This is a genomic window from Paracoccus sp. J56 (assembly GCF_019633685.1).
Lineage (GTDB): Bacteria > Pseudomonadota > Alphaproteobacteria > Rhodobacterales > Rhodobacteraceae > Paracoccus > Paracoccus kondratievae.
In genome coordinates, this window is sequence record NZ_JAFL01000012.1 from 80833 (window position 1) to 94474 (window position 13642).

11 protein-coding genes are annotated in these 13642 nt (G+C 65.2%); 6 read left to right on the plus strand and 5 right to left on the minus strand.

What is annotated here, in order from left to right; all coding sequences use genetic code 11:
• The first annotated feature begins 73 nt into the window (after positions 1 to 73).
• From M511_RS10805 to M511_RS10825, 5 genes are all read left to right on the plus strand, one after another.
• On the plus strand, positions 74 to 760 hold the full coding sequence (locus tag M511_RS10805) for a response regulator transcription factor (RefSeq protein ID WP_010397653.1): 687 nt from the start codon (positions 74 to 76) through the stop codon (positions 758 to 760).
• A 247-nt stretch (positions 761 to 1007) separates the two neighbouring features.
• On the plus strand, positions 1008 to 1793 hold the full coding sequence (locus M511_RS10810; protein ID WP_010397655.1) for an exodeoxyribonuclease III: 786 nt from the start codon (positions 1008 to 1010) through the stop codon (positions 1791 to 1793).
• A gap of 86 nt (positions 1794 to 1879) precedes the next feature.
• Positions 1880 to 2794, plus strand: coding sequence for a thioredoxin family protein (locus M511_RS10815; RefSeq protein ID WP_085502193.1), 915 nt, complete (start codon positions 1880 to 1882; stop codon positions 2792 to 2794).
• A 1-nt stretch (position 2795) separates the two neighbouring features.
• Positions 2796 to 3434, plus strand: a complete 639-nt coding sequence (locus tag M511_RS10820; protein WP_010397659.1) for an LON peptidase substrate-binding domain-containing protein — start codon at positions 2796 to 2798, stop codon at positions 3432 to 3434.
• Positions 3431 to 3622 (plus strand): Trm112 family protein, encoded by a 192-nt coding sequence (locus M511_RS10825; protein WP_010397661.1) that lies wholly within the window; start codon positions 3431 to 3433, stop codon positions 3620 to 3622. Before M511_RS10820 ends, M511_RS10825 begins: the two co-directional genes overlap by 4 nt.
• A 61-nt stretch (positions 3623 to 3683) precedes the next feature.
• Here the strand turns inward: M511_RS10825 and M511_RS10830 are convergent, their stop codons facing one another.
• The 5 genes from M511_RS10830 to M511_RS10850 form a co-directional block, all read right to left on the minus strand.
• Positions 3684 to 4013, minus strand: a complete 330-nt coding sequence (locus tag M511_RS10830; RefSeq protein WP_010397664.1) for a DUF779 domain-containing protein — start codon at positions 4011 to 4013, stop codon at positions 3684 to 3686.
• Positions 4014 to 4069: 56 nt separating this feature from the next.
• Positions 4070 to 5596, minus strand: a complete 1527-nt coding sequence (gene adh / locus M511_RS10835) for an aldehyde dehydrogenase (RefSeq protein WP_085502194.1) — start codon at positions 5594 to 5596, stop codon at positions 4070 to 4072.
• 105 nt (positions 5597 to 5701) lie between these two features.
• Positions 5702 to 6700: a helix-turn-helix domain-containing protein gene (locus tag M511_RS10840; protein ID WP_085502195.1), complete on the minus strand. Its 999-nt coding sequence runs from the start codon at positions 6698 to 6700 to the stop codon at positions 5702 to 5704.
• Positions 6701 to 6785: 85 nt separating this feature from the next.
• A complete protein-coding gene (locus M511_RS10845; protein ID WP_085502196.1) occupies positions 6786 to 12287 on the minus strand; it encodes an alpha-2-macroglobulin family protein in 5502 nt (1833 codons plus the stop codon).
• A gap of 59 nt (positions 12288 to 12346) precedes the next feature.
• The gene (locus M511_RS10850; RefSeq protein WP_085502197.1) at positions 12347 to 13405 is read right to left on the minus strand and encodes a quinoprotein relay system zinc metallohydrolase 2; all 1059 of its coding nucleotides are present in this window, start codon (positions 13403 to 13405) and stop codon (positions 12347 to 12349) included.
• Between the two features lie 142 nt (positions 13406 to 13547).
• On the opposite strand from M511_RS10850, the gene pqqA reads away from it, so the two are divergent.
• Positions 13548 to 13640, plus strand: a complete 93-nt coding sequence (gene pqqA / locus M511_RS10855; RefSeq protein ID WP_010397677.1) for a pyrroloquinoline quinone precursor peptide PqqA — start codon at positions 13548 to 13550, stop codon at positions 13638 to 13640.
• Positions 13641 to 13642: the final 2 nt, after the last annotated feature.

Genomic DNA, 13642 nt, shown 5'->3' on the forward strand with positions numbered 1-13642 from the left:
GAATTGCTGCAAACCGCTGGACGCATACCGCGCCCCGCCGCAGTTTTCCGCCATAACGCCATAGGAGGCAAGAATGGCCGGACTGAAAAAGATCCTGTTGGTTGATGACGAAGAGGACCTGCGCGAGGCGCTGGCCGAGCAATTGGTCGCCACCGAGGATTTCGAGGTGTTCGAGGCCGGTTCGGGCCACGAGGCAGTCGAAAAGACCAAAGGCGCGATCTTTGACCTTGTGGTGCTGGATGTCGGCCTGCCTGATACCGACGGGCGCGAGCTGTGCAAGCGCCTGCGCAAGCAGGGGGTCAAATGCCCTGTCGTCATGCTGACCGGACATGACACCGATGCCGACACGATCCTTGGCCTCGACTCGGGTGCGAACGACTATATCACCAAGCCGTTCAAGTTCCCGGTCCTGCTGGCCCGGCTGCGTGCGCAGCTGCGCACGCATGAGCAGTCCGAGGACGCGATCTTCCAGCTTGGTCCCTATACGTTCAAGCCGGCGATGAAGATGCTGATCGACGCCAAGGACCGCAAGATCCGCCTGACGGAAAAGGAAACCAATATCCTGAAGTTCCTTTACCGCGCTCAGGACGGGGTGGTGCCGCGCGATGTGCTGCTGCACGAGGTCTGGGGCTATAATGCGGGTGTGACCACGCATACGCTGGAGACCCATATCTATCGCCTGCGCCAGAAGATCGAGCCCGATCCCTCGAACGCGCGGCTGCTGGTGACCGAATCCGGCGGCTATCGTCTGGTCGCCTGATCACAGCCCGCGTCAGGGAACCCACGCGTGGTTTGCGGGTTTTAACGCCAAGCCCGGTGGCCGGAGGATGCGGCCACATGTTTGCCCGGTCCCGGCCCCTGCCGGCGGCCGGGTTTTCGTTGGCGCGGTCCAGGTGGATATTTGAACACGGAAGAAGTCATGGGCCGGTGAAAGCCGGCTGCCCTGGTTCGGCCGGTGGACAAGGGGCCGCTGTGCCCCTAGGGTCCGTCCCGGAAAAGGAGCCGCCATGTTCACCATCGCCACCTGGAACATCAATTCGGTTCGCCTGCGCGAGGCGCTGGTCGCCCGCTTCCTGACCGAGGAGGCGCCCGATATCCTGTGTCTGCAAGAGACGAAAAGCCCGGTCGAGAATATCCCGCTGGAGGGTTTTCGTGCCCTTGGCTATCGCCATTTCGTCGCGCGTGGGCAAAAGGGCTACAATGGCGTCGCCATCCTGTCGAAACTGCCTATCGAGGATGCGGGCGACCGCGACTATGCGGGGCTGGGCCATGCCCGCCATGTCGCGGCGCGGCTTGAGAACGGCGTTACCATCCACAATTTCTATGTTCCGGCAGGCGGTGACATTCCCGACCGTGAACAGAATATCAAGTTCGGCCAGAAGCTGGATTTCCTGACCGAGATGCGGGACGTCTTTCATGCCGACAAACCTGCGCGTTCGATCATGGTGGGTGATCTGAACATTGCTCCGCGCGAAGATGACGTCTGGAACCATAAGGCGTTGTTGAAGATCGTCAGCCACACTCCGATCGAGGTCGAGCATCTTTCGGCTACGCAGGATGCCGGGAAATGGGTGGATATCACCCGCAAGGATATCCCTGAGGGCTTACTTTACAGCTGGTGGAGCTATCGCGCCCGTGACTGGGATGCCGCCGACAAGGGACGGCGTCTGGATCACATCTGGGCAACGCCGGATATCGCCAATGCGGGCCATGGCAGCCGCATCCTGCGGCCGCTGCGTGGCTGGGAACAGCCAAGCGATCATGTGCCGGTACTGGCGAGCTTTGACCTCTGAGGCGGCTTGCCTCATGGGTGGGTAACCTTGCATCGTGTCCATGGCTGCGCCATCTAAGAGGCAACCCTTTGTAATGAGGAAATCTGATGCTCGAGCTTGGCTCTGCCCCTAAAGACGCGACCGCCCCGGCCGATATCATCAAGGACGTGACCGAGGCGACCTTCATGGCCGATGTCGTCGAAGCCTCGATGAACGTGCCGGTAATTGTCGATTTCTGGGCCCCATGGTGTGGCCCGTGCAAGACGCTTGGTCCCCAGCTTGAGGCCGAGGTTGCCCGCCACAAGGGCCGTGTCCGCATGGCCAAGGTCAATGTGGATGAAAACCAGATGATCGCTGGCCAGTTGCGGGTGCAGTCGATCCCGACCGTTTACGCCTTTTTCCAGGGTCAGCCGGTCGATGGTTTCCAGGGTGCGATCCCGCAAAGCCAGATCAAGCAGTTCGTTGACAAGCTGGTCGCTCTGGGTGGTGATGACGGCGGGCTTGCCGAGGCGCTGGAAGCGGCCGAGAGCATGATCACCGAAGGTGCGCCCGAGGATGCGGCCGAGACCTTTGCCGCTATCCTTGGCGAAGAGCCCGAGAATGCTGCTGCCTGGGGTGGCCTGATCCGCGCACATCTGGCCGCCAACGCTGCGGACCGCGCCGAAGAGGCCTTGGCGCAGGTGCCTGCCGCCGTGGCGGGCTCGGGGCCCGTCGAGGCCGCGCGCGCGCAATTGCAGCTGACCCGTCAGGCCGCAAGCGCGGGCCCTCTGGACGAGTTGCGCCAGAAGGTCGGGGCCGATCCCGCTGACCAGCAGGCCCGGTTCGACTATGCTGCTGCGCTGCATGCCGCCGGTCAGGTCGAAGAGGCGATCAATGAGTTGCTTGAGGCCTTTCGTCGTGACCGGGAATGGAACGATGGCGCGGCCAAGGCCCAGCTTTTGACCATTTTTGATGCGCTCAAGCCCACTGATCCGGTGGCGCAGAAGGGGCGGCGGCGGCTGTCCTCGCTGATCTTTGCCTGAGATGGCGCGGGGCATCGACCTGCCCGAAACGGTTCCGCTGTTCCCGTTGCCGGGCGCGGTCCTGATGCCGCGCACCCGCCTGCCTTTGCAGATCTTTGAGCCGCGCTACCTGCAGATGATCGAGGATGTGCTGAAGACCCCGTCGCGGCTGGTCGGAATGATCCAGCCGGCCGAGGGCGGGCTTGAGGCTTTGGCCCTGGTCGGTTGCGCGGGACGGATCGTTGCCTTTTCCGAACTGGACGACGGGCGGCTGATGATTTCGCTGAAGGCGCAGTCTCGTTTCCGGCTTGGCGAGGTGCGACCGGGCTTTACCCCCTATCTGCGCGGTCAGGTGGACTGGCGCGGCTATGAGGATGATCTGGCCGTTGAGGCCGAAGAGGACCCGGGCTTTGAGCGTCAGCCCTTCATGGCGCGCCTGGGCCGCTATATGGAGCAGCGCGACCTGTCCACCGATTGGGAGGCGGCCGAAGCCTCGGATCCTGAAACGCTGGTCAATTCGCTGTCGATGCTGCTGCCGCTGGCGCCCGAGGAAAAGCAGGCGCTGCTGGAGGCGCCGACGCTGGCCGAGCGTCGGGCGCTGCTGGAAGGTCTGTTGGAATACGCCCTGCATGGCGGCGATAATGAGGAGATGCTTCAGTGACCGAGACGACCGAACGCGGCTATGACCGTCATATGCTTGAGGCGCTGGTCTGCCCGGTGACGCATACGACGCTGCGCTATGATGCCCCGGCTCAGGAACTGATCTCGGATGCTGCCGGTCTGGCCTTTCCGATCCGCGACGGTATTCCGATCATGCTGTTGAACGAGGCGCGTCAGACCCGTGCCTGAGGCCGGAAAACAGGGGCGGACGCACGAGCAGCTGGGGAAGGCTCGCACGCCCGCGCCGCGGTCAGAGTCCGCAGATCTCGGACCGCACCAGAAAGCGCCGCTCCCGACCGTTGTCCAGGCTGAACATGCCACCGCGGCCCGGCACGACGTCGATGATCAGGCGGGTATGCTTCCAGGCATCGTATTGACTGGCTGAGATATAAAAGGGCATGCCGCCGATCTCGCCCAGTTTCACGTCGCGTTCGCTGATGCGGAATTCGCCCTGTGGATAGCACATGGGCGAGGACCCGTCGCAGCAGCCCCCGGACTGATGAAAAAGGACTGGGCCGTGCTCGGCGACGATCTCGGCCAAAAACGCCAGCGCGGCGGGGGTGGCGGAAACGCGGTCCATGGTTCTGGTCCCGATCAGGGGGGAAAGGCGGCCCCATCGCGGGGCCGCCCTGTCGGTCAGAAGAAGCCCAGTTTCCTGGGTGAATAGCTGACCAGCATGTTCTTGGTCTGCTGATAATGGTCGAGCATCATCTTATGCGTCTCGCGCCCGATGCCCGACTGTTTGTAGCCGCCAAAGGCCGCATGGGCGGGATAGGCGTGATAGCAGTTGGTCCAGACCCGACCCGCCTTGATGCCGCGGCCCATGCGGTAGCAGGTATTGGCGTCGCGTGACCACACACCGGCGCCAAGGCCGTAAAGCGTGTCATTGGCGATCTCCAGCGCCTCGGCCTGATCCTTGAAGGTCGTGACCGAGACCACCGGACCAAAGATCTCTTCCTGGAAGATGCGCATCTTGTTATGGCCGCGGAAGATCGTCGGCTCGATGTAATAGCCGCCCGACAGTTCGCCGCCCAGATCAGCTGCCTTGCCGCCGGTCAGAACCTCGGCACCTTCTTTCTTGCCGATGTCGAGATAGCTGAGGATCTTTTCCTTTTGCTCGCTCGACGCCTGCGCGCCGATCATGGTGTCGCTTTCGCGCGGGTCGCCCTGCTTGATGGATTTGACCCGCTGGACTGCGCGCTCCATGAACCGGTCATAGATCGATTCCTGGATCAGCACGCGCGACGGGCAGGTGCAGACCTCACCCTGGTTCAGCGCGAACATCGCAAAGCCTTCCAGCGCCTTGTCGAAGAAGTCGTCGTCTTCGCGCGCCACATCGGCAAAGAAGATGTTGGGGGATTTCCCGCCCAGCTCCAGCGTCACCGGGATCAGGTTTTCAGCCGCATATTGCATGATCAGCCGGCCGGTGGTGGTTTCCCCGGTGAAGGCGATCTTGGCGATGCGGCTCGACGAAGCCAGAGGTTTGCCTGCCTCAAGCCCAAAACCGTTGACGATGTTCAGGACGCCCGGGGGCAGCAGATCGCCGATCAGGTTCACCCAGACCATGATGCTGGCCGGGGTCTGTTCGGCGGGTTTCAGCACGATGCAGTTGCCGGCAGCCAAAGCGGGGGCCAGCTTCCAGCACGCCATCAGCAGCGGAAAGTTCCACGGGATGATCTGGCCGACGACACCCAGCGGCTCATGGAAGTGATAGGCTACGGTGTCATCGTCGATCTGGCTGATCGCGCCTTCCTGAGCGCGCAGCACCCCGGCGAAATAGCGGAAATGGTCAATGGCCAGCGGCAGGTCGGCGGCCATGGTTTCACGGATGGGCTTACCGTTGTCCCAGGTTTCGGCCGTGGCGAGCAGTTCCAGATTCTGCTCCATCCGGTCGGCGATCTTCAGCATGATATTCGCGCGCTCGGCCGGGCTGGTTGCGCCCCATTTTTCCTTGGCGGCATGGGCGGCATCCAGCGCCAGCTCGATATCGCCGGAATCCGAACGCGCAATCTGGCCGATTTCGGCCCCGGTGATCGGCGTGGTGTTGGTGAAATACTTGCCCGAGACAGGCGCCACCCACTTGCCGCCGATGAAGTTGTCATAGCGTGCCTCGAAAGGCAGCGCGTTCACGCCCCGGAAGGGATGCGTCTGATCGTTCGGCATCTTGTTTCTCCTCTCATCCCGGCTCCTCCTGCCGGTTGCCTGAAAGGGTGGGGTGCGCGCCGTAACCGGTCAACTTGGGGGGCTGCATCGCCGCGCCGATGTGTTTCAGGGGCGAGACACTCGCCCCGGATTTTCCTCGATCCCCAGCCGTGCCATGCGGCGGTACAGCGTCGCACGCCCGACCCCCAGCGCACGCGCCGCGGCCGAGACGTTCCCCTGTGTCCGCGCAAGGGCACGAATCACGGCTGCACGTTCGGCGCGTTCAAAGCCTGACCCTTCGTCCTGGCGGCCTAAAAGGTCGGCGGCCGGGCGGGGGCGCAACTGCCCCTCTTTCTCAAGGCCAAAGGCGCGGCGTGCGGCGCGGTTTGCGCCGATGGCCAGATCATCCTTGTCCACCGCGATCAGCAGCGTTCCGTCCTCGGCACCTTCGGCCCCGGCGGTGATGATGCGCGCGCCGGGGAACGAGGCGCGAAAGAACGCGGCCTCGATCGCCCGGGCGCTATGGGCAACCTGTGCGGCGATCAGCGCGTTCAGGCGTTCGGTGTGATCGGCGCGCGCAGAGCTGACGTCGAGTGCAGCGATGATCCGCCCGTCCGGTCCCCAGATCGGGGCGTCCATACAGGACAGGCCGGTGTTGCGGGCATAGAAATGCTGATCGCGGTGGATGGTGACCTGCCGACCTTCGGCCAGACAGGTGCCGATGCCATTCGTGCCCTGCACCTCTTCGGACCAGTCCATGCCGCGCCACAGGCCCCAGCCGCGAAAGGTCGCGGCATCCCCCTCGCTGACGCGATGTTCCAGCACGATGCCGTCCGCATCTGTCAGCAGCAGGTTGCAGCCCGTGGGGCAGACCAGTTGAAACAGCTGGTCAAGCTGTGGCCGGGCGACGGCGATGAAACGGTCCATACGCTCGATCCGCCCGGACAGTTCACGCTCGGTCAGGCGGCGGGGTTCGGGCGGACGCGTCGGGTCCAGCCCGTGCTTGAGCATCGAGCGGCGCCAGCTTGCCGCCAGCCGGCTGACAGCGGCGGGCGATTGCAAGGCCTGCACCACGCGGTCTTCGTGGCGCAGCGGGGGTGATGCAACCGGGCGGGTCTCGGGCAAGGCTTCCTCCCTTCCTTACACGATTCCCGGAATATTGCCCGCCCCGACGTCGCGGGGCAAGCAATGCTTTCGTCCCCCTTTTGGCTTAAGGGGTGACCGTCACCGTGCCGCTGTCCGACCAGGCGCGGTATTCGGGCCGGTACATATCCTCGACGCTGGCGGCGGGTTGGCGGAAATCGCCGGGCGTCACGGCGCGGACGATATAGGCCAGCTTGAAGCTTTCCGCCGAGGTCCAGGTCAGCGCTGCGGCAAAGCGGTCGGCGCGGAACTCGGACATTTCGGTCGAGGTTTCTGCCTCAAGCCAGTCGAGCGACGACACATCGCCTGCGCGCAGCAGGTTCGGGTTGTCGATTTCCCACCCTGCGGGCAAGGGGTCCGCGATGACCAGACGCCCGCCGCCTTCGGAGTGCGGATAGACCTCGACCACCACCACCATGCGGGTGCCCTGCTTCACCGTCTCGGGGTCAAGCGGGCTGCCCTCCATGCTGAAATAGCTGCGCGAGATCGTGTAGCCTTTCCCACCCGCCGCAACCGGGCCTTGCGGCTTGCCGGTCGCGGTCAGCGTCACCTCAAGCGGGCGGTCGCCGTTATTGGCGATGCTGGCGTCCGCAGGCAGGTTCACCACCGGCTGATTCAGCGCCACCCCGTTCAGCGTCGCCGCCGGGGTCGAGCTAAAGAGCGATTGCGCCGCCAGCACCGTCCAGACCGCTTCTTGCGTCGAAAGGCTGCGTCCGGCCTCTTCGGCGTGGGCGATACGCTGGGCGATCTGGCCGGACAGGTCGGTAGTATCAATCGCCTGCGTTTTTGCCTCGGCCGCCAGTGCCAGAACAGCAGAACCGTCGCGGAGCTTGGTGCCGTAATCGGCGCGATAGGAATAGGCCTCGGGCGCGCCGAGGTTCAGCAGGTTGTGCGCCTGCGTGAACATCCGGTCCGCCCGCTGCTGGTCGCCGTAAGAGGCCAGTGCCGCACCAAGGTTCGCCGCCGCCATCGGGGTCGAGAATGACCCGGCTGCGGTATCGGCATAATAGCGCAGATCACCCACCGTCGCCGCCCGTTCACGCGCAAGTACAGTCAGTGCATAGGCAAGGGCGGCGTTTTCATCGGCCGAGGCGGCCCCGGGTTCGGTAGCGTAATTGGCGCGGTTGCGCAGGTTGTTGATCGCCATGTCGAATGCGGTGTCGGGAACCCGATAGCCAGCAGCCCGTGCCCGCGACAGGAAGTCGGTGACATAGGATTCAAGCCACAGATCGCCGGAATCCGCGTACCACAGGCCGAAACCGCCGTTCGAGCTCTGGCGGGTCAGGATCTGGTCGATTGCCCGCTGGACCTGCTTTGAGGTGTCCTCGCCCTCCATCCCTTCGGCGGCGGCAAGGCTTGGCAGGTAAAGCAGCGGCATCGCGCCCGAGGTCAGCTGCTCGGTGCAGCCATAGGGATAGCGCGCAAGCCGCATCAGGGCGCCCGCCACATCCAGCCGGCCATAGGGGCCGAGCGCGGCCGTCACCTCGGCCCCTGGCAGCATGGACTGCATCAGCGTGGGCGGGATGGTCAGGCTTTGGCCCGGCTCGATGACCAGACGGTCCTGACGCTGGATATCGGCCTCGTTCAGCGAAACGGGGATGGCGATATCCTTGGTCAGTGCCTCGCCATCGGGCGTGGTCAGGGTAAGCCGCAGATTGGCAATCCCTTCGGCCTCGCCTGCTGTGACGGGCATCTGGACCTGCGCCTCGGCTTTTTCGGCCAGCGTCACGCTGTCCACGGGCAGGCTGGTCGTCAGCGGAGCCGAGCCGCTGACCTGTTCGACCGCCAGCCGCACCTCGCCCGCAGGACCCGAGGCATGGGTCAGGCGCAGCCCGACCTGTGCCCGGTCTCCGGGGGCAAGGAAGGCGGGGGCGGTGACGGTCATCACCACCGGATCGCGCACCAGAACCGAGGCATCGGTCTGGCCGACGCCCTTGGTGGACCAGACCACGGCCATCAGGCGCACTTCGCCGTTAAAGTCTCCGACCGGGATCTCGACCGTGACGTTGCCATCCGCGCCCACCGTGACGGGCCCCGAGAACCAGCTCATCAGCTTTTCGGTGGGCGGAGGTGCCTCGGTACTGCCGGCAAGGTTTGCGTCACCCCCTTCGCGCAGCGCGCCATCCGGGGCGCCCGTCGGCATGATCAGACGCCCGTAAAGGTCGCGCAGCGCGACGCCCAGACGACGCTGGCCGAAATAGTGCTGCGAGGGGTTCGGCGGCTGAAAGCGCGTCAGGTTCAGAATACCCTGGTCGACAGCCGCGATGGTGGCATGAACGGTTTCGCCTGCCGCGCCATCAACCTTGAGCGTGACCGGAATCACGCCGCGCGGCCGGGTTTCGGCCGGGGCTTCAAAGCTGGCTGCAAGCTGGCGATCGCCCGGGTCAACTGCGGCATGGGCCAGACCCAGCGCCCGGACCGGCTGGCGGTCGCCGGGCTTGGTGTCGCCCAGCGGACGGATGGCGCTGACGGTGATATAGACGCCGGCGCCCCATTCATCTGTGACGGGCAGGTCCACGGTATTGTCGCCCGCCTTCAGCGCCACGGTCTGCATCGACACCAGCCGGTTCGACAGGACCGAGACGAGGCCCAGCCCGTCGCTGGCGGCCTCGACCCGGACGCGTGCGGTGTCGCCGCTGCGATAGGCGGGCTTGTCCAGAACGACCTTCAACCGGTCTGGTGTCTCGGTGCCGGAATTGGCGATAGCGCCCCAGCCAGCATAGAACCGGGCCGAGCTGGGACCGCCCTGACCCGAGGCCAGCTCCGCCACCAGTTCATATTCGCCCCATTCGACGGGGGCCGAAATCTCGGCCGGGGACTCGCCCGGTTCTGCCACGCCTTCGGTAATGCGGGTGCGGCTGGTGATGACCTCCCAGTTCCACTGGCCGCCGAGCGAGTACCACTGATATTCGGTGTCGATGCGGTTCAGGACCCAGCGCACCGGCTGAGCCTCAGGTTTCAGGTCGGGGCCGACCGCCATCAGCGCAAAGCGTGCCTCGGTGCCTTCTGAAACTGTATCGCCTTCGAACATCGGACGGATGCCGACGACCGGGGCTTCGGGCATGACGATACGCGATTCGGTGCGCTCGACCGGGCGGCCCGCGCCTTCGCGGATGTCGACCACCACCTCGGCCTGAACGGGGCGTGCGCCAAGCTGTTCAGCCTCGGGCAGCGGGATCTGCGTCTCATACCCGCCCTGTGCCTCGGTGACACCGGCGGGCAGGCTTTCGGTCACAGGCGCTGTGTCGTCGTCGTGGCGGCCAAAGACATAGCCATCAAATCCTTGCAGGCTGCGGGTCGGCGACAGGCGCAACTGCCCTTCGACCGGCAGGTTGCCAGCCGGCGCACCAAAGAGCCAGTGCGCCGACAGCGACAGATCCAGCTGGTCGCCCGCGCGGGCCGGGCCTTCCGGCAGGCGCAGGGTAAAGTCGATCCGCTCGGGCAGGAAATCCTCGACCAGTATGCGGGCGGTCGCCAAAGCGGGGCCGTCCGCCTCGGTCCGCAGTTCCAGCCGCCAGGTGCCGCGCGGGGCGTTGCCGGGGATCTGCCAGTTGACGGTGCTGCCGCCCGCGCCGGCGTCCTGTGCAGGCAGGCGCGTCGCTTCGACCCCGTCGGGACGCAGGATCACGGCGGTCAGCGGCAGGTTTTCAAGCGCCCTTGTCTCGGCATTGCGGGCAAGGATGGTGGCATTCACCGTCTCGCCGACGCGATAGGCGCCGCGGTCGGTGGTCACGAACAGGTCGATGGGCGGCGCAGGCGGCTGGCCCTCGACCCCGCGATCCGACAGGTCGAATTCAGGATCGGACAGCGACAGGAAGGCCATGTCACGCGGCGCGCGTTCGGCCCCGTCGCCCTGCCATTCGGTCACGGTAACCAGTGCTGGGGCGGCGCCTTCTTTGCCAAGCGCGAGGCCCGGCGCGAAATGGGCAACGCCCTGATCGTCGGTTACTGTCTTGGCCAGAACTTCGTTCGAGCGGCTGATCAGCGCCACCTCGGCCCCGGCCTTGGCCGAAGTATCGGCAAGGCTGCGCACCGCGACCGTCAGCCCGTCCGCGCCCGAGAAGGTCGAAATCCCAAAGTCGGAGATCACGAACCATTGCGTTGCAAGGCCAGTGTCCTGCACGCTTTCATTCTCGATCCCGGCTTCGAGGATATAGATACCGGGTTCAAGCGGACCGACCTCTGCGGGGATGGCAAGGCTGGTCGTCAGCTCCTGGTTCATGGTCTGCTGACCCATGGGCCTGGCGACCTGTGCCGTGCCCTTCCAGATCTCGCGCGACATGCGGTCGCTGAAGTAATCCGCCTGCCAGCTGTCCAGAGGTGTGGCGAACATGTCCTCGGCCATGGCGCGGATCAGGTTACGGTCCGAGATGCGCAGCAGGCGCAGGCTGATCGTGTCGGCATTGACCGTGACCATTGACAGCCGCTGATCGCCCGAGGCGGGCAGCACATAGGCGCGGCCGGGGAAACGCACCGAGGGCGCGCGGTCGCGGACATAGCCTTTAAGCGTGACATCGCGTGCCAGTGCCTCGCCATCGGCCGAGGGCAGGCCAGCGCGCAGCGTCAGTTCGACCTCTTGCCCGTGGGTCAGCCCGGCAACGCAAAGACGGTCGCCGCTGGCCTCGACCGTCAGGTCGCGACCGGGCAGGCGCAGGAATTGTGCGTAATCGGTGGCCTCGGACAGTTTGTGGGACATGATGGCGCAGAAACGCGGCATCCGGCCCTCGGCCTCGATCTGCGTATTGGTGATGCGCATGCCGTTGCGGGCTTCGGATTCCTCAAGCGCCTGCGCGATCGAGCCGTCGCCGGGCGAAAGTTTTGCCGCCAGGCGCAGTGCCGCCAGCGCATCGCGACCGCGATCCAGCCGCTCCCATGCCATGGCCAGCCACGACAGCGCCCGCGCCGCGACCGCATCCTCGCCCGCGCGCAGATAGCCGTTGATTGCCATATTGGCGATCGAGGACGACGCCTGACGGTCGCCCTGATCGCTGATGTACAGCGTCAGCCGGGCAAGGTTCGTCCAGTCCTCGGCCCGGTCGTCGCGCGCGACCAGAGAGGCCATGAGCTGTGAGGCGTAAAGCAGGCCGCCGCCGTTCTCGGCCTCGACGGCCATCTGGGCGGTGGCGCTTGGGCCGATTGCCGGATGCATGGCGGGGAAGGTTCGCGCCTGATTACGTGCGGCTTCGTGATCGGTCGCGGCGATAAAGGGTGCGGCGGCCGAGCGCGATTCCGCGCGCAGACGCTCTTCGGCCGAGGTCGCCACGACCCGGCCCGAGATCGCCCCCACAAAAGCGGTGGGCGCGCCGGTGTCAGCGCCCTTTGGGAAACAGGCACCTGCGCGTTCGTTATAGGTCAGCGCGCGGCAGTCGGCATTGGCAAGACAGGCCTGCACGCAGGCTTGCAGCGTGGTGTCAAAGATCGGGCCCAGATCGCCTCCGGGCAGGTCGGTATCCGGCTGCAGCGACAATCGTCGGTCGGGAATCTGCCAGTCCTGCGCCCATGCGCTGCCCGAGACGATCAAACCGCCCAGGATTGCGGCGAAGAGACCTTGCCGAACCAGATATGCCATTGCCCGTACTCCGTTATGCGCGCAACAATCTTCTTACACCTGAGCGCGGGCGAGGCAATCTATTCCCATTCCAGTTCGGCATAGGCAGCGGCGGCATTGCGCGCCGTGGTGGCCTGAAAATCTGCCCAGCCCTCTGACACGGGTTTCATTCCGGCGACGATGGCTGGAATCGCCTGCGACAGGGGCAGGCCATCGGCGATCGCCTTGCGTGTTTCGTCACGCAGCGTCGTCAGGTAGTGGCGTTCGGGCGTCACGGCCTCGTCCCAACTTTCGGAAACCGGGCCATGGCCGGGGACGATCAGTGCCGGTTCGGGATCTGGTTTTTGCCCGATCCAGTTCAGCCAGCCCGCCAGCGTCCCGTCAAGCGAGGGGGTAAGGCCCAGAAACACCAGATCGCCAGTGAACAGCGTCGCGGTTTCCTCGTCCAGCACGGTCATGTCGCTGCCGGTATGGGCGGCTGGGACGGGCGCAAGATGTAACTGACGAGCCCCCAGGGAAAGGGTCTGCGGTGCCTCGACCTTCTGATCCACCGGGGCGATCTTGGTGCCTGCAAAGGCGGCCGCGCCGATCTGCCGCCCGGTCGAGGCCATCCAGCTTTCCGCGCGCCGCGCCACCGCCTCGGGCAGGCGGGCATCGGCGATGATGGTGGCGCCAGCCTCGGAAAACACCTCGGCGCCCAGGATGTGATCGGGGTGCATATGGGTCAGGATCAGATGGCTGACCGGCTTGTCGGTGATCTGGCGGATCGCGGCGTAAAGCGCCTCACCCTCGGCCCGGCTGCCGCCTGCGTCGATCACCGCCACCGTATCGCCGACAATAAACGAAAGGTTGGCGATCCGCCCGCGGTTCTGGGGTGAAATCTGCGCCATCACGCCTTGATGCACATGAACCCCCGGCGCCACCTCTTGCACGGTCAGGGCAGGCAGTTCCGAGGCTTCGACGCAATGCGTCCCGCCGTTGGCCACCAGATCGCGGTGGCGGGCCAGCCAGTCGCGGGCAATGGGATCGGCCCGTGCCTCGCAATCCTCGCGCGTCTGGGCATCGCCGGCGGGCAGCAGGCGCGATTTGCAGGCGTCGGGGTGGGCGGCCAGACAGGCCGCAAGCACCAGATGAAACATCCGCTTTCCTTTCGGACAGGCAGGCTAGCACAGCGTCGCGCCGTGTTCCATCTACGACCTTTGGCGCGTTGACTGATGGCGCAAGCAGCCTAACATCGGGCTGTCCGCATCTGCTGTGGACGCTTTGGAGGAGGAGACCCATATGGCCTGGACCAAACCCGCGCCGAAGGAAATCACCTGCGGCATGGAAATCAACATGTATGCCCCGGCCGAGGACGAGCCGGTCCTGTTCTGACC